Annotated in this window: 18 protein-coding genes; 10 read left to right on the forward strand and 8 right to left on the reverse strand. The window is 66.5% G+C overall.

The annotated features are described in order from the left end of the window. Positions 1–143: 143 nt before the first annotated feature. On the reverse strand, positions 144–368 hold the full coding sequence (gene hemP / locus FHS82_RS10720; protein ID WP_166952259.1) for a hemin uptake protein HemP: 225 nt from the start codon (positions 366–368) through the stop codon (positions 144–146). Between the two features lie 220 nt (positions 369–588). Here hemP and FHS82_RS10725 point away from each other — a divergent pair, with 220 nt between their 5' ends. Both FHS82_RS10725 and FHS82_RS10730 read left to right on the forward strand, forming a co-directional pair. Next, positions 589–2,742 (forward strand): TonB-dependent hemoglobin/transferrin/lactoferrin family receptor, encoded by a 2,154-nt coding sequence (locus tag FHS82_RS10725; RefSeq protein ID WP_246225280.1) that lies wholly within the window; start codon positions 589–591, stop codon positions 2,740–2,742. A gap of 222 nt (positions 2,743–2,964) precedes the next feature. After that, entirely contained in the window at positions 2,965–3,996 is a 1,032-nt protein-coding gene (locus FHS82_RS10730; RefSeq protein ID WP_166952262.1) for an Lnb N-terminal periplasmic domain-containing protein, read from the forward strand. A 56-nt stretch (positions 3,997–4,052) separates the two neighbouring features. Here the strand turns inward: FHS82_RS10730 and FHS82_RS10735 are convergent, their stop codons facing one another. Next, on the reverse strand, positions 4,053–4,619 hold the full coding sequence (locus FHS82_RS10735; RefSeq protein WP_166952265.1) for a helix-turn-helix domain-containing protein: 567 nt from the start codon (positions 4,617–4,619) through the stop codon (positions 4,053–4,055). Positions 4,620–4,950: 331 nt separating this feature from the next. Further along, positions 4,951–5,445: a hypothetical protein gene (locus FHS82_RS10740; RefSeq protein ID WP_166952268.1), complete on the reverse strand. Its 495-nt coding sequence runs from the start codon at positions 5,443–5,445 to the stop codon at positions 4,951–4,953. A 504-nt stretch (positions 5,446–5,949) separates the two neighbouring features. On the opposite strand from FHS82_RS10740, the gene FHS82_RS10745 reads away from it, so the two are divergent. Genes FHS82_RS10745 through FHS82_RS10760 form a run of 4 tightly spaced genes read left to right on the forward strand, consistent with a single transcriptional unit; the run spans position 5,950 to position 10,066 of the window. Next, on the forward strand, positions 5,950–6,993 hold the full coding sequence (locus FHS82_RS10745) for a S1C family serine protease (protein WP_166952271.1): 1,044 nt from the start codon (positions 5,950–5,952) through the stop codon (positions 6,991–6,993). Between the two features lie 19 nt (positions 6,994–7,012). Then, positions 7,013–8,047: an AAA family ATPase gene (locus FHS82_RS10750; RefSeq protein ID WP_246225282.1), complete on the forward strand. Its 1,035-nt coding sequence runs from the start codon at positions 7,013–7,015 to the stop codon at positions 8,045–8,047. Beyond that, a complete protein-coding gene (locus FHS82_RS10755) occupies positions 8,022–8,996 on the forward strand; it encodes a DUF58 domain-containing protein (protein ID WP_166952274.1) in 975 nt (324 codons plus the stop codon). The genes FHS82_RS10750 and FHS82_RS10755 overlap by 26 nt, the downstream gene beginning before the upstream one ends. Continuing rightward, positions 8,993–10,066, forward strand: a complete 1,074-nt coding sequence (locus FHS82_RS10760) for a VWA domain-containing protein (protein WP_166952277.1) — start codon at positions 8,993–8,995, stop codon at positions 10,064–10,066. Before FHS82_RS10755 ends, FHS82_RS10760 begins: the two co-directional genes overlap by 4 nt. Positions 10,067–10,130: 64 nt before the next feature. On the opposite strand, the gene FHS82_RS10765 is transcribed toward FHS82_RS10760, so the two are convergent. Both FHS82_RS10765 and FHS82_RS10770 read right to left on the reverse strand, forming a co-directional pair. Beyond that, a complete protein-coding gene (locus tag FHS82_RS10765) occupies positions 10,131–11,153 on the reverse strand; it encodes a DUF3095 family protein (protein WP_166952280.1) in 1,023 nt (340 codons plus the stop codon). A gap of 184 nt (positions 11,154–11,337) precedes the next feature. Continuing rightward, positions 11,338–11,886, reverse strand: coding sequence for a cupin domain-containing protein (locus tag FHS82_RS10770; RefSeq protein ID WP_166952283.1), 549 nt, complete (start codon positions 11,884–11,886; stop codon positions 11,338–11,340). A 172-nt stretch (positions 11,887–12,058) separates the two neighbouring features. Here FHS82_RS10770 and aptA point away from each other — a divergent pair, with 172 nt between their 5' ends. Beyond that, positions 12,059–13,396: an omega-aminotransferase AptA gene (gene aptA, locus FHS82_RS10775; RefSeq protein ID WP_166952286.1), complete on the forward strand. Its 1,338-nt coding sequence runs from the start codon at positions 12,059–12,061 to the stop codon at positions 13,394–13,396. Between the two features lie 99 nt (positions 13,397–13,495). On the opposite strand, the gene FHS82_RS10780 is transcribed toward aptA, so the two are convergent. Both FHS82_RS10780 and FHS82_RS10785 read right to left on the reverse strand, forming a co-directional pair. Continuing rightward, positions 13,496–14,767 (reverse strand): MFS transporter, encoded by a 1,272-nt coding sequence (locus FHS82_RS10780; protein WP_166952289.1) that lies wholly within the window; start codon positions 14,765–14,767, stop codon positions 13,496–13,498. A 37-nt stretch (positions 14,768–14,804) separates the two neighbouring features. Beyond that, on the reverse strand, positions 14,805–15,092 hold the full coding sequence (locus FHS82_RS10785; protein WP_166952292.1) for a hypothetical protein: 288 nt from the start codon (positions 15,090–15,092) through the stop codon (positions 14,805–14,807). Between the two features lie 35 nt (positions 15,093–15,127). Between FHS82_RS10785 and FHS82_RS10790 the strand changes: the two genes are divergently transcribed. Continuing rightward, the gene (locus tag FHS82_RS10790) at positions 15,128–16,303 is read left to right on the forward strand and encodes a glycerophosphodiester phosphodiesterase (protein ID WP_166952295.1); all 1,176 of its coding nucleotides are present in this window, start codon (positions 15,128–15,130) and stop codon (positions 16,301–16,303) included. Positions 16,304–16,396: 93 nt separating this feature from the next. Here FHS82_RS10790 and FHS82_RS10795 read toward each other — a convergent pair whose 3' ends face one another. Next, positions 16,397–17,734, reverse strand: coding sequence for a dicarboxylate/amino acid:cation symporter (locus FHS82_RS10795; protein ID WP_343042557.1), 1,338 nt, complete (start codon positions 17,732–17,734; stop codon positions 16,397–16,399). Positions 17,735–17,987: 253 nt separating this feature from the next. On the opposite strand from FHS82_RS10795, the gene FHS82_RS10800 reads away from it, so the two are divergent. Together FHS82_RS10800 and FHS82_RS10805 are read left to right on the forward strand one after the other, a co-directional pair. Continuing rightward, a complete protein-coding gene (locus FHS82_RS10800; RefSeq protein ID WP_208394186.1) occupies positions 17,988–19,913 on the forward strand; it encodes a sensor histidine kinase in 1,926 nt (641 codons plus the stop codon). Then, positions 19,900–21,261: a sigma-54-dependent transcriptional regulator gene (locus FHS82_RS10805; RefSeq protein ID WP_166952303.1), complete on the forward strand. Its 1,362-nt coding sequence runs from the start codon at positions 19,900–19,902 to the stop codon at positions 21,259–21,261. The genes FHS82_RS10800 and FHS82_RS10805 overlap by 14 nt, the downstream gene beginning before the upstream one ends. Positions 21,262–21,273: the final 12 nt, after the last annotated feature.

Here is a 21,273-nt window from a genome sequence, read left to right on the forward strand (position 1 = left end):
GGCAATAAGACAGGCCGGCGGTGAGGCTCCGGTTCTCCGTCCGCCGCTTGATGCCGTGAGACCGGGCCGGATAGCCGCCGGCCCGGAAACCGCCGGCGATGCGCCGGGCGCCCGGCAGGCACGCTTGCGCCTGCGCGCGCTGCTCACTTCGTCAGGATGAGCTTGCCGCGCGATGTGATGCGCAGCCTGTACCGCTCTCCGTTGTGAACCAGAAGAACTTCCCGGGCATCTCCCATGATGTCGCGCAAATCCCGTTCGGCGGGCGGATCGGGCTGCGGCACAGGTTGCGGCCCGTGCGGCTGCCGCGCCGCAAGAACATCGTCTTCATGCTCCGCCTCAAGCTTAATGCCGGCTTCTTCTCTGGTCATTTTATATATAACATTTCCATTCTACGAGCTTTTGCAATGTTTGTTCGGATATTTTTATTATAAGAATTCCAAACAAATCGCGTGTAATTGACTTAGCTATTGCATAACAATAAACGATATATTTGACGAGGTCATCGCAAGCCAGCGTGGATTCCGCTCCGCCAGCCAGCCGCCCCGCACAACCTCAATCAACAATCCCTTCATCAAGAAGGCCTTGCCGATGGCTTCACCCGTTTTCATGCTGCGCGTTGCCGCAGTTTCCCTGCTTGCGACCGTGTCGATGGCCGCCCTGTCCGTGCGGGCCGACGCGCAGACGAACGCCTCCCGCAACACCTCCGGAGCGGCCGCCCCCGCTGCCGCCGTGGACGAACAGGACGTCGGTACGCCGCTCGTGCTCGATACCGTGACGGTGGTGGCGACACGCACCCGCGAGCGCCTTGTCGATACGCTCGCCGGTGCCAGCGTGGTGACGCGCGACGACATCGCCCTGCAGCAGTCCGGCTCGGTCAGCGAGCTGCTGCGCAACGTGCCGGGCGTCACCGTGCAGCTTTCCCAGGACGACCCGGCGCAGGCCATCAACATCCGCGGCCTGCAGGACTTCGGCCGCGTGAACGTGCTCGTCGACGGTGCGCGGCAGAACTTCCAGACCAGCGGCCACGGCGCCAACGGTGTCTTCTATCTGGACCCGGAACTCATCGGCAGCGTGGATATCGTCCGCGGACCGGTCTCAAACATCTACGGTTCGGGTGCCATCGGCGGTGTGGCGTCGTTCACCACCCGCGGCATCGACGACCTTCTGCGCGAGAACGAACGCTACGGCGCGGAGCAGAAGACGGGCTACGGCTCCAACGGCTCGGGCTTCCTGAGCAGCACAGCCGGCGGGTTCCGCATCGGCACGGCGGCGGATGTCTACGGCCAGTTCGTGTTCCGCGACAAGCGCCCCTACAACGACGGCGACGGCAACCGCATCGACAGGACCGGCTCCGACCTCTCCGCCGGCCTGTTCAAGTTCAACGTGCGCCCGGCGGAGGGCCACACCGTCTCGGGCACCGCGCTCTATCAGGATTACACGTTCGAGAACGGCAGCTCGACGGTGTTCAGGAGTCACGTCACCAGCGGCACCTACACGCTGGGCTACACGTTCTCCCGCCCGGACGTTCCGTGGCTCGACCTGTCCGTGCGCGGCTATTACGCCGCGACGAAGAATGAGCAGCGGATCCTCTCGCCGAGTTCCACCTTCCAGCAGTTCGACGCGGATGCGGGATCGCGGCGCACGTTCGACCTCGGGACATACGGCATCGACATCCACAACACCGCCCGTTTCTCGACCGGCCCGATCGACCACGCGCTGACATTCGGCGTCGACGGCGTGTGGGACGATGTGACGGTCACCGATCAGGCCGGCGGCTTCGGTTCGGCCTTCACGCCGGGCGGCAAGCGCAACCTCTTCGGCGGCTTCATCCAGGACGAGCTGCGCTACAACGACTGGCTGCGCGTCATCGGTGCCCTGCGTTTCGATTCCTACGATCTCGACGGGAACGGGTTCAGCAGCAGCGGCGACAGGGTTTCGCCCAAGATCACCGTCGGCGTGACGCCCGTGCAGGGCATCGAACTCTATGCCACTTACGCCGAAGGCTACAGGGCGCCATCGATCAGCGAAACGCTCATCAGCGGCACGCACCCCTTCCCGGCGTTCGACATCCTGCCCAACCCGGACCTGAAGCCCGAAACGGCGCACAATATCGAGGGCGGCGTCAATATCTCCTATGACGACGTGCTGAAGACCGGCGACAAGGTGCGCGGCAAGATCAACGTCTACCGTAACGACGTCGACGATTACATCGATATGGTCGATGTGGGCGCCCCGCAGCTCACGCCCGTGATTCCCGGCATGCCCGCAAGCGTGTGCCGCTACTCGCCACGGCTGTGCATCCCGCTGTACGACCAGCAGTACCAGAACATCGCCAAGGCCAGGCTTGAGGGCGCGGAACTGGAGGCGGCCTACGACTGGGGCGGCGGCTTCATCACGCTCGCGGCCGCGCGGACGAACGGCAAGAACCGCACGGAAAACCTGCCGCTCGCATCGGCACCGCCCGCCCGGATCGGCTCCACCGTCGGCCTGCGCTTCTTCGACGACAAGCTCACCGTCGGCGCGCGCTGGACATACTTTGCGGCCAAGAAAAGCGGATCGACGCCCAGCGAGGCCTACCATCTCGTCGACGTGTTCGCCTCCTATGCGTACAACGAGAACGTCCGGGCGGACTTCTCCGTCCAGAACCTGTTCGACCAGCAATACACCGAGTATCGCCACTCCCAGGCAGGCTCCGGCCTGACCGCCAAGGGCGCGCTGACGGTCAGGTTCGCCTCGTACTGACCGCCATCCGGCTGGTGCGGCGTCCGAAAAACCGCTTCCCCTCGGACGCGGACAGCCGCACTCGCCGGAGACGCTTGCAGGAAGGATCTGCCGGAAGGATCCGCCGGCGATGGACATGTCACGAAAATGGCTTCAAATGTCTGTACGGCGAATGTCTGCACCGCATGAGCCGTGCCGACGTCCGGGAGACCGGGGCGCAGCGCGCAGCAACAGGGGAACCCGATGGGATTGCTGGCCCGAACCGCCAATATCGCGCTCGGCGTGCTCGTCACGGCAGCGAGCCTTTATGGCGCGCTGGCAATCCATTACTGGCTTCCGTGGCCTGAGTGGCTGCGGAGTGCGGGTAGCTGGCTGTTCCCCATCGCCATCCTCGCCCTGTGGTTCGCTCCCGGCGCGTGGCGCCGGTCCCGGCGGGCGGCTGCGCTGGGGAGCATCGCGCTTCTCACGGCCGCCTTTCTCGCCAAGGAGCCCGTCGAGCGTGACTGGGTCGATCTCCAGAGCAGGACCGCCCACGCCGTCATCGAGGGAAACCGCGCGACCATCTTCAATTTCAGGGACGCGGTCCATCGTCCCGGCGAGGAGTCGGACGTGCGCTGGACCACGGCCACCTTCGATCTCTCGCAGCTCGACGGCGTTGACCTGATCATCCAGCCCTTCGGCGCGGTGAAGGCGCTGGCGCACGTCATGCTGTCCTTCGGCTTTGCGGATGGACGGCATGTCGTCGTGTCGATGGAGGCCCGGCGCGTCAAAGGCGGCCGGTTCGATCCGCTCGCCGGCCTTTTCCGGCACGAACAGCTCTTCGCCGAACTCGCGACCGAGCGCGATCTGCTCTGGCAGCGGCTCGCCCGGACGCCTCCCGACGAGCTTCAAATCTACCCGATGCATGCGAGCCCGGAGGCCATTCGCGCGTATTTCACCCGCCTGCTGACGTTCGTCAACGAGCTTCACGAGCGCCCGCGCTTCTATTCGACGCTCCGCGAAAGCTGCATGACCACGCTCATGAACCTCGCTCCGGATAGCTTCCTGCCCGTTCCGTGGCATGACGTGCGGCGGTGGGTTCCCGGCTATGCGCTGAGCCTGTTCCAGCAACTGGGGCTGGTGGACGACGGCATGCCGGCGGCGGAGCTGCGCGACCTGCACCGGGTGCGCGACGGGGTTCCGCCGCCATGGAATTTTTCCTCCGACGAGGTCTGGAGCGCCAACCTGCGGAACGGCCTTCCCGGCAGCCGGAAGATTGGGGCGGCCGGCATCTGACACCCGCCGCGCAGGCGGGCCGCTTCCCGGCCGGCCGTGCGCATCGCGAAGCGATGTTATCGCTGCCTTCGAAGGTCCGTCGGCGTCACGCCCCAGGCCTGTCTCATCGTCGCCGTCAGATGGCTGTTGCTGGAGAATCCGCACGCCTTCGCCACCTCGGCCAGCGGCATGAACGTGTCGATAATCAACTTGCGGGCGCGGGCCAGACGGCAGGCGACCACATACCGATGCGGAGAGTTCCCCGTGCTTTCCCTGAACGCCCGCGCGAAGTGGCTGGACGACAGCCGGGCAACGGCCGCCATGCGCTGCAGCGACAGGGCTTCGCCCAGATGGCCGTGTATGAAGTCATTGACCCGCCGCCACGTGCCCGGCGACAGCCCGCCGCTGAACTGGCTAGGCCCCGGATCCTTCACGGACGGATGCTTGCGCAGCAGATGGACGGAGAAGACGGCGATGAACGAATCGGCGCACGCTTCACCGGCGGGATCGTCCTTATCCACCCCGCTGGCGACCAGCCGGGCGAGTGCCCGCGCCCGGTCGTCGGCGCGGCCTGGCCCGGGCAGACGAAGCTCGAAGGTGCCCTCGTTGAACTCCCCGTCCGGCATGTCGTTCAGAAGTCGCACCGATCGCCCTTTCCCGATGTGAACGTCAGCGCACCGGTTGACTGTCAGTATATAATCGTCAGAAAATGACAGTTGCAGTCGTGGCGTCGGACACCCCGTCTACCGGCCGCGCAGCCCGGTTTCCCGGCCATCCGCGTGCGAAAGAGGATACTGCCCAGCCGGAACCGATAAAGCCTGCGGCTCTGACATCACTTGTCAGGATTCCCGCACAAAGGCGATCGGTCGGCCGCCCGGATGAACGGCAGCCCATTGTCATGAAACAATCGTGTTGTCGAAAACGCGCCTGTTTCTGCACGGAAGGTCGGCCGGCGATCTCGCCGGAGGCGACGAACTACGCCGCGTCCTTGTTGACGGTGTTGCTCTGGCTGGTCGGTCCCGAGGGCTCGGACGCCCTGCCGAAGGCAACCGGATACAGCTCCGCCATTCCGGCGATCGCATCGGGTGCCGGGGTAAAGTCCCTGAAGGCCATGCGCGCGATGTCGTTCAGTGTATCGGTCTGGAAGCCGTCGCCAAGGATGCCGGGACCGTCGTCCTCGCCGCCGGGTACATGGAACGGTTCCAGATCGGTGAAGTGCGTTTCGTCGGTCAGCGCAAGACGGAAGATTGCGTTCTGGTCGTCCTCGACGAGTTCAAATGTCAGATTGGTCGCGGCCGAAAACAGCGCCAGCGCCTCGGCGACCCGGCTTTTCTGGTAGGCGCTCCATTCGGCGGTTTTATACCCGGCGCTGCCGGCGGCCGTGCTTTCCGGCACGAGGGCGTAGGTCACGTGGCTGCTGGAGAGCTTCGTCTCCCAGTCACTCCCCTCCAACAGATTGAAATCCGCCATAGCCGCCTCACATCGGTTACGATCTCGCTGCGGGTGGCGCCCCCCGCCGGAACAGGGGATGGAAGGAAGAAAAAGCCTTCTCCGCCAAGCGCTACAGCGGCCACTAGTTGAAGAAGGGGCAACTCCTGTCAACAAAAGGCGGGCCGAACAAGCTGGAGGCCGCGCTTTTTTGATCCGATTATGTCAATTTGATCGTTCTTTGACAGTAAGATGGCAAACCGGATTCGGCGGTCGCTTTCATGTCATGTGGCCCGGCGACGGGCTCCGGTCAATCGCTCAGACCCGCCTTCTCCGACGAGACGACAGCATGCCCGAAAATGATTGAATAAACAGCACGCTGTTCAAAAAATACGCATGTAACGCGCCTCTCACATTTAGGAGAGCACTGCGCAAATTGCGGTATTTTCTATTGGCAGAGGAGCCTATCGACTCTAGCTTACTTGTATTGCGCTCATACGACGCATTCAGGGCACCCGACTTTCAGAGCGATAAGGGGACCCGGCTATGAAAAGGCGACCGATCTATAGCAAATCCGGCAAGCCGCGCGGCGTGGGCAGCATGCCGTGGGCCGCGCCTGGAAACGTGGAGCTGGCCTATGTCGCGCCTCCCGATGATGAAGGCCCGGCGCTGCGGCAGCTTCTGGCGGCGTGGTGGGCCAGGCTTTACGGCCGCCATCAGGGCAAGCTGCTGGTGACTGTCAGCGTGGCGACGACGCTGGCGCTGGTCGGCCTCTATCATGCCTTGCAACCGCCAGCGCAACGTCTCACCCAGCGGCAACTGAATGCGGCAGTCAATTTCGCGCTGGATGAGCGGCCGCGCCCGCCATCGGCGAGTTCGGTAGCCTATGCCAGGATCATCGGCGCGGTGGTGCAGGTGAACGGCTTCGATCCGGAAGACGAGAAGCCGGAAGACGAGAAGCCAAAGAACGAGGCCGGGCGCGGCGAGGCTCCGCGGGCGGAAGCCCGGCCCGCTCCGGACACGAAGGAAGACGCGGGCGGGGATTTCCACGAGAAGTTCACCGCCATCGGCACGGGTGTCGTCATCGATGATCAGGGCACGATCCTGACCAATCTGCACGTTGCCCGCGGCGGCCCGCGGCTCCGGGTCACGTTCCGGGACGGCACGGAATCGGAGGCGACGATCATCGGCGCCCAGCCGGAAAACGATCTGGCGGTCATCCGCCCCTCCACCCTGCCCGACGATCTCATGCCGGCGACGCTGGCCTCCACCGCCAATCTGCGGCCCGGCGACGATGTGGTGGCCGTGGGCTTTCCCTTCGGCATCGGGCCGTCGGCCTCCGCCGGGGTGGTCTCCGGCCTCAGGCGGCAGTTCGCCGGGAGGGACGGGCGAACGATCACCAATCTCATCCAGTTCGACGCCGCAGCCAACCCCGGCAACTCCGGCGGGCCGCTGGTCAACGCGGACGGCGAGGTGGTGGGTATCGTCACCGCCATTCTGAACCCTTCCGGCGCGCGGACCTTCGTCGGCATCGGCTTTGCCGTGCCTATCGAGAACGCAGCCTCGGCACTCGGGGAATCCCCGCTGTAGAACAGGACCGGCAGGAACCATGAATCAATCCGCCTTGCATCAACCCGCCATGACCTCCGCCCCGCAGGCCGCCTCCCAGATGGAGCAGATCCTTTACGAGGTGAAAAAGGTCGTCGTCGGCCAGGACCATTTCCTGGAGCGCGTGCTGGTGGCCCTTCTGGCCGGGGGGCACCTGCTGGTCGAAGGCGTGCCGGGCCTCGCCAAGACGCTCACCGTCAACACGCTGGCGCAGGCGATCCAGGGCACGTTCAGGCGCATCCAGTTCACGCCGGACCTCGTGCCGGCCGATCTGGTGGGGACCCGCATCTATAACCAGAAGACGGGCGATTTCTCCACCTCGCTCGGCCCGGTCTTCGCCAACCTGCTGCTGGCCGACGAGATCAACCGCGCCCCGGCGAAAGTGCAGAGCGCCCTGCTCGAAGTGATGCAGGAGCGGCAGGTGACGATCGCCGGCGAAACCCGCAAGGTACCCGATCCGTTCGTGGTCATGGCCACGCAGAACCCGATCGAGACCGAGGGCACCTATCCCCTGCCCGAGGCGCAGGTCGACCGCTTCATGATGAAGGTTCTGGTGGGCTATCCCAGCGAGGAGGAGGAGTTCGTCATCGTCTCGCGCGTCACCGGCGCCGCGCAGGCCGTGGCGCCGGTCGCCGACACCCGGCAATTGCTCGCGCTGCAGGCCCGCTGCCGCACGCTCTATGTCGATCCGTCCCTCATCCAGTTCGCGGTGCGGGTTGTGTCGGCGACCCGCGACCCCGGTAAGGCCGGCCTCCGCGACCTGAGCCGGCTGATCCTCTACGGCGCCTCCCCGCGCGCGACCATCAACATGATCGCGGCGGGACGGGCGCTCGCCTTTCTCCGCGGCCGCGACTACGTGCTGCCCGAGGACGTGGTCGACGTGACGGCCGACGTGCTGCGCCACCGCATCGTTCTGTCCTACGAAGCGCTTTCCGAATCCGTCTCCGCCGACGAGATCGTTTCCCGGATCCTGAAGGCCGTTCCGGCTCCCGAAAAACCGTTGGAGGCCCATGTCCGCGTCGCCGCATCAAGCTGAACCGGTCCTGCGCCGGCTGGAATGGACGGTGATCCGGCGGCTCGACGGGCTGCTGCAGGGCGATTACCGCACGCTGTTCCGCGGCTTCGGGCTCGATCTGGCGGACCTGCGCGAATATCAGGCCTATGACGACGTGCGCCACATCGACTGGAACGTGACGGCACGCACGCAGGTGCCGCATGTACGTGTGTTCAACGAGGACCGCGAGGTCACGGCCTGGTTTCTGCTCGACCTCAGCCCTTCGGTGGATTTCGGCTCGGGCGAGGTCAGCAAGCGGCAGGTTCTGTGCGAGTTCACGGCCGTGCTCGCACGGCTCTTCACCCGGCAGGGCAACAGGGTCGGAGCGATCCTCTACAACGGCGTCGACGATTTCATCGTCCCGCCGCGCAGCGGCAGGCGGCACGTGCTGCATCTGCTCGACAGGACTCTGGCCCATCCGCGCCTGCCGCGCGCGCCCGGGACCGATCTCGGCGCGTTCCTCGGCCGGGCGCTGGCGGCGATCGGGCGGCGGTCGCTGATCTTCGTCGTGTCCGACTTCATTTCCCGGCCCGGCTGGGAAGCGGCGTTGAATCAGCTGAGCCGGCGCCACGAGGGGGTGGCGGTGCGGCTGCTCGATCCGCTGGAAACGGCCCTGCCCGACATCGGAATTCTGGTTTTTCAGGATGCCGAAAGCGGCGAACAGGTGGTCGTCGACACCGGCGACCGGGGTTTTCGCAGGCGCTTCGCGGCCGAGGCGGCACGGGCGGAAGAAGACCTGCTCGACGCCTTCTCGCATGCCGGGACGGATGTTCTGGAGCTTTCCACCGGCGACGATCTGACGGACGCGATCCTGCGTTTCGCCGACCTGCGCAAGGCGCGGACGCGGCTCGGCGGCGGGATGCCCGCGCATCCGGCTGCACGCGGCACGGGAACCGAAGCGGGCAACGAACCGAACGGGGTGATGCCATGACGTTCATCTGGATGGAAATGCTCTGGCTGCTGTTGCTGGTTCCGATCCTGATCGGGCTCTATGTCCTGATGCTGCGGCGGCGGAAACGCACAGCCGTCCGCTATGCCAGCCTCGCCATGGTCAAGCAGGCTCTGGGCAAGGGGCCGGGCTGGCGCCGTCATCTGCCGCCCGCCCTGCTGCTCATCGCCATTGCCGTGCTGATTCTGGCGGTGGCGCGGCCCGCCGCGGTGGTGACGCTCGCATCCTCGCGCGCCACCATCATTCTGGCCGTGGATGTATCCGGCTCGATGCGCGCGGCGGATGTCCCGCCGTCGCGCATCGTCGCAGCCCGGAATGCCGCAAGACAGTTCATCGCCGATCAGCCGGCGGACGTGCAGATCGGAGTCGTCGCCTTCGCCTCGGCGGCCTATCTGGTGCAGACGCCCACCATCGATCGCACGGCGTTATATCAGGCCATCGATCGCTTCCAGACGCGGCGCGGCACGGCGGTGGGGGCGGGCGTGCTGACATCGCTCGCCACGATCTTCCCGGACGAGGACTTCGAAACCCTCCAGAACGATCCCCGGCCGGGCGCGCCGGCGGGCGACGCCCGGCCGCCCGGCTACCGGAGCCTGCCACTGGACGGGCAGACCGCCGCCGAGGAAAAACCCGAGCACATTCCCGTGGAGCCGGGGTCGTACCGGAACGCCGTGGTGATCCTTCTCAGTGACGGCGCCACCACCACGGGCCCCGATCCGATCCAGGCCGGGCAGACCGCAGCCGACTATGGCGTGCGGGTCTTCACCGTGGGCTTCGGCTCGCCGTCCGGCGACGTGGTGGACTATGAAGGGCGCCGGATGCGTACCCAGCCCGACATCGAGACGCTGAAAACCATAGCACGCACCACCGACGCGCAGTTCTTCGAGGCGCAATCGTCCGACGACCTGACACGGGTCTACAAATCGCTGTCGGCCAAGCTCGTCAGCGAGAAGAAACTGACAGAAATCTCGTTCATCTTCGCCGGCGTCGGCGCCCTGTTCGCCTTGCTTGCCGGCACCCTGTCGCTGCTCTGGTTCGGCCGCGTGGCCTGAACGGCCCCGCCGCGACGTCATGCCGGGCGCGGAGCAGGCGGTAGCGGCGACCCCGTCTCTCCGTTCAACGGTGCCTGCCGGCCTTCAGCATGTCCGCGGCCCTGGCGTATCCGCCATCCATGCCATCCAGAAAATGCCGGTGCGCCGCCGGGTCGGTGGACGGCACCAGGCAGGTCATCAGCGCGTGCGTCTGGCGGTGCGCGCCGTATCTCACCTGCCCCCGCGCCGCTGCATCCCGAAGCAACTCCTCCACCGCGTCCGCCTGCGCTTGCGAGCAGTCGAGCGTGAGACGCAGGAGGTCGTCGTACTTCCTGAAGTCGGAGTTCGAGGCTATGCTCAGCCATTCCTCGGCAGCGACGCGCCTGTCCCCGTCCTTCAACGCGGGAACCGTTTCCGGCAGCGGATGGCCGCGACGCGGGTCCACCGCGAACACGGCGAGGATGCGGCGCGCGAGAGCAGCGAATACATCGCCGGCCGTGTTGTCGAGCGGCTCCACCAGCAGCGACAGGATCGTGCCGTTCCGGTTCGGGATCGGCGTCCACTCGCATGACAGTCCGGTCAAGTCCGGCCTTGGCGTCGCCGCATCCGGGACGATGGCATAGTGCCCGCTCTTCAGCTCGGCTTCCGCCCATTTGAGCCCGCCGCCCGCGAACATGGAATAGGTCGCGCGGGCCGATGCCGCATAGCGCGCTATCCTGACGTCGTGGCCGTTGGCGCGGATATCGCTCACGGGAATCAGCCCACCCCTCAGGAGCAGGCCGAAATCCGATTGTGCCGAGGCGACGACCTGCGTCAACGCGCGGGTGGCGGCCACGCGCTCGCTGTCCGGCACGGCGAAGGCCGCGCCGTCGCCGGAAAACGTGAAGGGGAAGTCGTAGTTTCCCAGTATGTTGCCGATGGCGGCGATCACCGATACGCCGGCGACGTTGACATCCTGATACGCACCCCGCCGGATGGCGGCAGTCGAGTCGACCACATCCGTGATGCCGATCAGCCAGTCGTCGGGAACCGCATCATAGGCCGTAAAGTCGAGAACGCTGTCGAAGTCGTCATAGGTTCTCACCTGCCGGGTCGCCGTTTCATCCATCGCCGCCTCCATGATGCGCGCAGCCGCCGGGGATCAGTCCGCCCGGCAAGGTCTCACAGCCCGGCTTGCATGTTGCCCTTGAGCGGTTCGCATTCAAGTCGATCCATCGAATTGCAAGTCGATCCATCGAATTGAATGCAGGTTGCGGTAAAATACAAAATCTGGAGCGCACGGTCCCACTCCGTCAGAACGTCGGCGGCGTACAGGCGCTCACGACCTCGCAGGGGACCGGGCCGACGCAGCGGAAGCGGTGCGGGCGCCGGCTCTCGAAATAATAGGCGTCGCCGGGGCCTAGAATCCGCCGTTCGCCGTCCACCGTCACCTCAAGCCGCCCGCTCAGGATGACCCCTCCTTCCTCGCCGTCGTGTACGAGCGGGATTACGCCGGTATCGGCGCCGGGCTGGTAACGTTCCTTGAGGATCTGCAGGGCGCGGCCGAACAGGTTCTCGCCGACCTGCCGGTAGGAGATCGGCCCCTTGCCGATCTCGACCATCTCGTCCTCGCGGTAGAAAGCCTTTTTCGGCGCTGCCGGCTGCAGGGCGAAGAAATCCGCGAGGCTGATCGGAATGCCGTCGAGAATGCGCTTCAGGGCGCCCACGGACGGATTGCTCGTATTCGATTCGATCAGCGAGATAGTGGAATTCGTCACGCCCACGCGCCTGGCGAGTTCCCGCTGCGACAGATTGTGAAGCTGGCGCACGTAGCGCAGCCGGCCGCCGAGATCCTCGATCAACGTCCGATCCCTGTCCAGGTGTTGCAGCCGTTGCGCATATCGCAACAGTCCGCCGAAACGGACCATATATTTCAATGTTTTGGCAATCAACAGAAAAGGACTTGTTGGCTATTTCCAGGCATGGTTACGCTGGTCGCAGGTGCCAGAGGGATACCTGCAAGAGGAGAGCATCATGAGCGATACCGCCCGCCCCAATACGCCGTCGCTTGACAGCTACTGGATGCCGTTCACCGCCAACCGGCAGTTCAAGAAGGCGCCGCGCCTTCTCGCCGCGGCCGAGGGAATGCACTACACCACGGACGACGGCCGCCGCGTGCTGGACGGCACCGCCGGTCTGTGGTGCGTCAACGCCGGGCACGGCCGCCGGCAGATCACGGCGGCGGTGGAGCGGCAGTTGTCCACGCTCGACTACGCGCCATCGTTCCAGATGGGCCACCCGATTGCCTTTGAATTCGCGGAACGCCTCGCCGCCATCGCACCCGGCGGACCGGAAGCGAAGCTCGACCGGGTGTTCTACACCGGCTCGGGCTCGGAATCGGTCGATACGGCGCTGAAGATCGCCATCGCCTACCAGCGCGCCATCGGCCAGGGCACGCGCACGCGCGTCATCGGCCGGGAGCGCGGCTATCACGGCGTCGGCTTCGGCGGCATCTCGGTCGGCGGGCTGGTCAACAACAGGCGCGTGTTCCCGCTGCTGCCGGGCACCGACCACCTGCGCCACACGCACGATCCCGACCGCAACGCCTTCACCCGCGGCCTGCCCGCGCACGGCGCCGAGCTTGCCGACGATCTGGAGCGGCTCGTCGCGCTGCACGGCGTCGAGACCATCGCGGCCGTCGTCGTCGAGCCGGTCGCGGGCTCGACCGGCGTGCTGCTGCCGCCGAAGGGCTATCTGGAGCGGCTGCGCGAGATCGCGACGCGGCACGGCATCCTGCTCATCTTCGACGAGGTGATCAGCGGCTTCGGCCGGCTCGGCACGCCCTTCGCCACCGACTATTTCGGCGTGACGCCGGACATCGTGACGACCGCCAAGGGCCTGACCAACGGCACCATCCCGATGGGCGCCGTCTTCGTGAAGCGGGACGTGCACGACGCGCTCATGACCGGACCGGAAGCCGCCATCGAGCTTTTCCACGGCTACACCTACTCCGGCCACCCCGTCGCCTGCGCCGCCGGCCTCGCCACGCTCGACGTCTACGCCGGCGAGGGACTGCTGACGCGCGGCGCGGCGCTGGCGCAGGAATGGGAAGACGCGATCTTCACCCTGAAGGATGCGCCCAACGTCATCGACATCCGCACCATCGGCCTCGTCGCGGGCATCGAGCTTGCCTCCCGGCCCGGCGCCGCAGGCGCGCGCGCCTATGACGTATTCCTGGACTGCTTCCACAAGGGCCTGCTGATCCGCGTCACAGGCGACATCATCGCCCTGTCGCCGCCGCTGATCGTCGAGCGTGAGCAGATCGGCGAAATCGTCTCCGTCCTCGGCGACGCTCTCGCCAGCGCCGGGTGACCGTCGCACCGGGATAGAGGAAAACGCCGGCAGGCCGGCAGGCGCGACGCGGCGGAAACGGGGAGAGGCCCGGACCCGCCGGATGTCCGCGCGAACGCGCTATGCGGCAGCCGGTGCGCGCCGCATGGCGCGTTCGCTGTCGCCGAGGGCGACGACCAGCAGCGACGCGATGACCGCGAGGGCGACGGAGGCGATCCAGAGAACGCCATAGCCGCCGCTTCCGTCGAAGACCGCGCCCCCTGCCCATGCGCCGGCCGCCGCGCCCACCGCATGGCCCGCCGAGAGCACGCCCATCGACAGGCCGAGCCGGCCGATCCCCAGCCGGCTCGCGAGATAGCTCGCCGTGACCGGAACGGTCGAGTAGTCGAACAGGCCGAACAGGACCGCGAAGACGATGAGCATCGGATAGTTGCCGGCCACGAACATCAGCAGGACGAAGGCGGCGGCGCGCGCCATGTAGATGATGGCCAGAAGTTGCGGGCGGTGCATGCGGTCCGACAGCCAGCCGGCGGCGATCATGCCGGTGAGGTTCAGCGCGGAGAGCACGCCATACGCGGTGGCGCTCGGCAGCGGGCCGAAGCCACACAGCGCGGCATAGGGCATGAGGTGGGTTTCGATGACGCCCGTCGTGGTGAAGCCGCAGATGGCGAAGCTCCAGAACACGGCATGGTAGACCGGGCTGCGGACGAGCGCGCCGAGATCGTCGCGGATGTTCCTGTGCTCGCCCGCGCGGCCGTTGTAGGCATTGCGGGGCGCCGCACCCCCGGGCGCGCGCAGGGTGAACCACGTCACGGGAATGAGCAGGAAGCAGGCAACCGCGAGCAACTGGAAGGACAGGCGCCATTCGCCGCTCTGCATGAAATAGGCAAGGACGGGCATCAGCAGAAGCTGGCCAGCCGTCGATCCGGCCGCGCCGATGCCGACAGCGAGGCCCCGGCGCTGCACGACCCGCTGCGCGATGGCGGCGGCGACGACGTGCTGGGCGATGGTACCGAAGCCGATGGAGGCGACGCCGGCAAAGCCGAGGGGCAGCAGCCATGCCCCGGCATCCGGGCGGGCGGCAGCGACGAGCACGACGCCGGTGCCGACCGCCGCCAGGCCGCCCATCAGGAGCGCGCGGGAACCGCGGCGGTCCACCAGCCCGCCCGCGAAGGGCGCCACCGTCGCCATGACCAGCAATGCCACGGCGGCGATGCCGGAGATGAAGCCGCGCGTCCAGCCGAACTCGGCCTGCCACACCGGCATGGCGAGCGACAGCGATCCCCGCACGGTGAACGCCAGCGCGAGCGTCATGAAGCCGAGGGCGACGACGCCCCAGGCATCCGCATTCCTGCCCCTTGCATCCGCGCCGGCGCCGGTCTCGCTGTTCATTGACGTTTCTCTCCCCCGGCCCTGTATCCGGCCGGTATCAGGTGGTCTCGATGGCGCGCGCGAATGCGGCGAAGGCCGTCTCGACGCGCCTGAAATAGGTGAATTTCCCGACCCGCAGCGGACGCAGGAAGCCCGCCCCGGTCAATATCTTCAGATGGACGGACGCCGCTCTCGCGTTCGAAATTGCTTCAAAACAAAGAGATAGACCATTTTGCGTTTCAACGAAACGTAGAACATGCATCGGGTTGCCATGCTTTGAACAACGGCTGCGCCCGCGGCCTGACGTCATCAGCCGGACGTCCCCCAGGCTTATCGTCGCCCGCATGGATCCGCCAATCCGCCCCATCACGAGGACCGACGATGAAGACTTCCGCCAATCTGAAAACCGCTGCGCTGGTCGCGGCCTGCCTGCACAGCGTGTTCGGGCTGCCGGGCGCTGCGAGCGCCGCCGAAGGCTACAGCTGGGAAAGCGCGGCTGGCGCCGACTGGCCGCCGCAGCCCACGGTGATCGCGCATCGCGGCGCATCCGCACTGCGGCCGGAGCACACGCTCGCCGCCTATCTCAAGGCGATCGAGGACGGCGCGGACGTCATCGAGCCCGATCTGGTCATCACGAAGGACGGCGTTCTCGTTGCCCGCCACGAGAACGCCATCGCCATCCTCAACGCCGACGGCAGCGTGAAGGAGGCGACCACCAACGTCGCCGACCTGCCGCAGTTCGCCGACCGCAAGACCACCAAGACCATCGACGGCGCCGCGATCACCGGCTGGTTCGTCGAGGACTTCACCCTCGCCGAACTCAAGACCCTGCGCGCCCGTGAGCGCATCCCCGCGATCCGTCCGGCCAACACGCAGTTCAACGACCAGTTCGAAGTCCCGACCTTCCAGGAGGTCATCGATCTCGCCCGCACCGAGTCGCAGAAGCGCGGCCGCACCATCGGCGTCGCCCCGGAGACGAAGCACCCCACCTTCTTCAGGAGCATCGGCCTGCCGCTGGAGAAGCCGCTCGTCGACATCCTGAACAGGAACGGCCTGAACAACAAGGCGGCGCCGGTCATCGTGCAGTCGTTCGAGGTCGGCAACCTGAAGGACCTGCGGACGCAGACGCCCGTGCGCCTCGCCCAGCTCATCGACAGCGAGGGCCGTCCCTACGATTTCATCGCGCAGGGCGACAAGGAAAAGCGCTCCTACGACGACCTCATCACCGACGCCGGCCTGAAGGAAATCAAGACCTACGCCGACATGCTGGCGCCCTACAAGACGCTGATCGTTCCCGTCGTCGACGGCAAGCACGGCGAGCCGACCGGCCTCGCGCAGCGCTCCCACGCGGCGGGCCTGCCCGTGGTCATCTGGACGCTGCGGCCGGAGAACAACTTCCTGCCCGCGGCCTTCCGGAAGGAGCCGCTCAACGACAAGACGGCGCGCGGCGACAGCATCGGCGAGATCACCGTCTATCTCAAGGCCGGCGTCAACGCGATCTTCTCGGACGACTCCGCCGTCGCCCGCGCGGCGGTGGACGCCTTCCGGAAGCAGTGACGGCCGGCACCACCGCTCCCGCAAAAGCAAGTGGCCTGCCGATGCCGGCAGGCCACAGGTTACAGCGGAATAGCCGGCGGACCGCCGGAACGATCACTCCCCGGCGCGTGGGACGGCCGGTGCGGGCTGCTCCGGAATAACGGGAACCGGCGCGCCGCCGAGCGCCGCCGCAAGCTTCTCGGGGTCAAGCTCGCGCTCCCAGCGCGCGACCACGATGCAGGCGACAGCATTGCCGACGAGGTTCGTCAGCGCCCGGCATTCGGACATGAAGCGGTCGACGCCCAGAATGAGCGCCATGCCGGCGACGGGAACCGCCGGCACCACGGACAGCGTGGCCGCCAGCGTGATGAAGCCCGCGCCCGTGATGCCTGCCGCACCCTTGGAGCTGAGCATCGCCACGAGCAGCAGCAGGATCTGGTCGCTGAGCGAGAGCGGAATATCCATCGCCTGCGCGATGAAGAGGGCGGCGAGCGTCATGTAGATGTTCGTGCCGTCCAGATTGAAGGAATAGCCGGTGGGGATGACGAGCCCCACGACGGAGCGCGTGCAGCCCGCCCGTTCGAGCTTTTCCATCAGCGTCGGCAGCGCGGCCTCCGACGAACTCGTGCCGAGCACGAGCAGCAGTTCTTCCCTGATGTAGCGGATGAGGGCGAGGATGGAGAAGCCGTTGTAGCGCGCCACCGCCCCGAGGACGACCAGCACGAACAGCAGCGAGGTCAGGTAGAAGGTGCCGACGAGCATCGCCAGATTGACGACCGACTCGATGCCGTACTTGCCGATGGTGAAGGCCATGGCGCCGAAGGCGCCGATGGGCGCGGCCTTCATCAGGAGCGATACCAGCCGGAAGATCGGGAAGGTCAGCGACTGCAGGAAGTGCAGCACCGGCTCGCCCTTCTTGCCGACCATGCCGAGCGCGATGCCGAACAGCACGGAGAAGAACAGCACCTGCAGGATGTCGCCAGACGCGAAGGCGCCGACGATCGTCGAGGGAATGATGCCCATCAGGAAGCCGACGAGGCTCTGTTCATGGGCCTTCTCGGCATAGGTCGCGACGGCCTTGGCGTCGAGCGAGGCCGGATCGATGTGCATGCCGCTGCCGGGGTGGACGACGTTGGCGATGACCAGGCCGACGATGAGCGCCAGCGTCGAGAAGGTCAGGAAGTAGAGCATCGCCTTGCCCGCGACCCGGCCGACCTTCTGGAGGTCGGACATGCCCGCGATACCGGTCGAAACCGTGAGGAAGATCACCGGCGCGATGATCATCTTGACGAGCTTGATGAACGCATCGCCGAACGGCTTCATCGCCGCGCCGATTTCGGGAGAGAAATGGCCCAGGGCGATGCCCACGGCGATGGCGACCAGAACCTGAACGTAGAGATGGCCGTAGAACGGAACTTTCGTCTTGCGCGCGGCCGGCGCGGCAATCTGGATCGGACTCACAGATTTCCTCCTGTTTTATCTTGGGGTGACAGCGACAGAAAGCTTGCCCTTCCTTCCAACCGGAGCAGAACGCTGTCCCTGCGTGGCACGGGAGGGCCAAAGCAAATTTCGCGCCACAAACAAAATGAGAATTATGTATCTGATAATGTTATATAATTTCTATAATCGCGATTATTCGCTTGCTATTTGTGCGGAAAATCGCTCTCAGTAGATGTTCTATTGTCCGAGATTCCGCACAGTGCCCATGGACAGCTCGCTCGTCACCTCGTTCCGGCAGGCGGCCCGCAGGCCGCTCGGCCTGCTGCGCGGCAGGCCGGGTTTCGTATGGGTCGTCTACGCGGTGGCGGCGGCCCTGCTGCTCGCCGCCGCGCTGTCGGTCGGCGGCGAGCGGGGCCGTGCCCGCGCCTATGCCGCCCTCGGCGACCGGGCCCGCCACACGGCGGTGATCAACGCCGCCCTCCTGCGCACCGTGCTGGAGAAGCAGCGGTCCCTCCCCTTCGTGCTGACGCAGGACGCCGAGGTGCAGGCGGCGCTGGCCGACGAGAACCCCGCGCGGCTGCAGGCGCTCAATGTCAAATTCGAGACACTCGCGGAAGGCACGCGGGCATCCGTCATCTATCTCCTGAACAGGAGCGGCCTGACGCTCGCGGCGAGCAACTGGCGCACGCCCATCAGCTTTGTCGGCAACGATTACAGCTTCCGCCCCTATTTTCTCGACGCCCTCGGCCGGGGCGCGGCCGAGTATTACGCGCTCGGCACGGCCAGCCGCGTGCCCGGCCTCTACATCACCCGCCGGATCGAGGGGCCTGGCGGTGTGACGGGCGTCGTCGTCGTCAAGGTGCAGTTCGATCAGGTGGAGGAGGACTGGCGCAACGCGCCCGAGATATCCTACGTCAGCGACGCGCATGACGTGGTCGTGGTTTCCCGGGTTCCCGAGTGGCGCTTCCGGACGATCGCCACGATTGCGGAGAGCGACAAGCAGGCGCTGCGCAAGAGCCTGCAGTTCGGCGATGCGCCGCTGACGCCGGTGCCGGTCACACCGGTCGTCGCCGCCGGAACGCCGGACATCGTTACCGCGCTGCTGCCGGGTGCGGCGGCGCCGTCGCGATTCCTGCGGACCCGCGTTCCCGTGCCCTCCACGCAATGGACGCTGCACCTGCTCGCCGCCGTGGACCGGGAGGCGAAGGCCGCCGCCTACGAAGGACGCCTGACCGCGACCGCCCTCGTCGCCCCGCTGCTGGCGGCGGCGGGCTGGCTCGTGCACCGCCACAACCGCAACCAGCGGCGCGCCGCCGAGAGCGAGGCGGCGCGGGCCGAGCTGGAACGGCGCGTCCGCGACCGCACGCGCGAACTCAGCACGGCCAACGAAAGGCTCCAATCGGAGGTGCTGCAGCGGCAGGAGGCCGTCACCCGCCTGCAGGAGATGCGGGAAGAACTGGCGCAGGCCAACCGGCTCGCCATCCTCGGGCAGGTGTCGGCCGGCATCGCGCACGACATCAACCAGCCGACCGCCGCCATCCGCAGCTATGCCGACAATGCGCAAGTCCTGCTGCAGCGCAACAGGAACGAGGCCGTGCGGGAGAACCTCGCCGCCATCGCCTCGCTGACGCAGCGCATCAGCACCATCATGGAGGACCTGCGTGCCTTCGCGCGCCGGCGCACCGGCGGCCTGGAGGCGACCGCCGTCACGCAATCCATCGAGGGCGCGCTGCTGCTGCTGCACAACCGGTTGCGGCAACAGGGCGTGGAGATGGTGTGCAACATGCCGCCACAGGAGGTGAAGGTCGTCGGCAACCGCATCCGGCTGGAGCAGGTGCTCGTCAACCTGATGCAGAACGCCATCGAGGCAATGGAAGGCAGGCCGGGAAGCCGGCTGGAGCTGGACTGGCGCACGCAGGAGAACGAGGTGCTGCTAAGCGTCCGCGACAACGGCCCGGGCATCCCCGACGAGGTCATGCAGCGCCTGTTCACCCCCTTCACCACGACCAAGCAGGGCGGGCTCGGCCTTGGCCACGTCATCTGCAACGACATCGTCACCGCCTTCGGCGGTTCTCTCGATGTCGAGAGTTCCCCCGAGCGGGGAACGTGTTTCACCATTCATCTCAAGCGTATCGAAGATGCCGAGAGCGCGCGGGAGCAGAGCGGACGGACAGACCATGAGCCGGAGTGACGCGGAAGCGGGCGAGCGGATCGACGTGGCTTTCGTCGACGACGACGCCGAGGTGAGGCGGGCGAACGTGCAGACGCTCGAACTGGCGGGGCTGGACGTCCGGCCGTTCGAGACGGGCGCGCAGCTGGTGGCAGCCATCGACGCCGGCTTTCCCGGCGCCGTCGTCACCGATGTCCGCATGCCGGGCATGGACGGCTTCCAGCTGTTCCGCCGCCTGCGCGAGATCGACGCCGATATCCCGGTCATCCTGATTACCGGCCATGGCGACATCGATATGGCGGTGGAGGCCATGCACAAGGGCGCCTACGACTTCATCGCCAAGCCTTATTCCGCCGACCGTCTCGTGCAGAGCGTGCAGCGCGCGGTGGAGAAACGTCGGCTGGTGCTCGAAAACCGGCGGCTGCGCGACGCCGCCGCCCACGCGCAGGAGGACGTGCCGCTGATCGGCCAGACACCCGTCATGGAGCGGTTGCGCCAGACGCTGCGCCAGATCGCCATCGCCGATGTCGACGTCCTCGTCAACGGCGAAACGGGCAGCGGCAAGGAAGTGGCGGCGGAACTGCTGCACCGCTGGAGCCGCCGGCGCGAGGGGCGCTTCGTCGCCCTCAACTGCGGCGCGCTGCCCGAAAACGTCATCGAGAGCGAACTCTTCGGCCACGAGGCAGGCGCCTTCACCGGCGCGCTGAAGAAGCGCATCGGCCACGTCGAGTATTCCAGCGGCGGGACGCTGTTCCTCGACGAAATCGAGAGCATGCCCCTCGCCGCGCAGGCGAAGCTGCTGCGCGTGCTCGAAAAGCGGGAGGTCGTGCCGCTCGGCGGCAACGAAAGCCGCCAGCTCGACCTGCGCGTGATCGCGGCCGCCAAGATCGATCTCGGCGATCCCGCCGTCCGCGGCGATTTTCGGGAAGATCTCTATTTCCGGCTCAACGTCGTCAGCGTGACCATCCCGCCGCTGCGCGAGCGGCGCGACGACATCCCGCTGCTCTTCGTGCACTTCCTCAACCGGGCCGCCGCGCGCTTCGGGATCGAGCCGCCCGACGTGACGCCGGCATTGCGGGAGTTTCTGAGCACGCATCCCTGGCCCGGCAATGTGCGGGAACTCGCCCACGCCGCCGAACGGCACGCGCTCGGGCTGCTCGACGTCCCAGCGTGGCGGGACGAGGCGGAAAGCGACGAGAAGTTCAGCCTGCCCCGCCAGATGGAGCTTTACGAGGCCGAGCTTATCCGCAAGGCGCTCAAGGAGAGCAAGGGCAACGCGAAGGCTGCCATCGACGCGCTCGGCATCCCGCGCAAGACATTCTACGACAAGCTGCAGCGCCACGGGCTGGTGAGAAGCGACTTCGTCTAGAATCTGTCCTGT

The sequence above is a fragment of the Pseudochelatococcus lubricantis genome (genome assembly GCF_011762225.1).
Classification (GTDB): domain Bacteria; phylum Pseudomonadota; class Alphaproteobacteria; order Rhizobiales; family Beijerinckiaceae; genus Pseudochelatococcus; species Pseudochelatococcus lubricantis.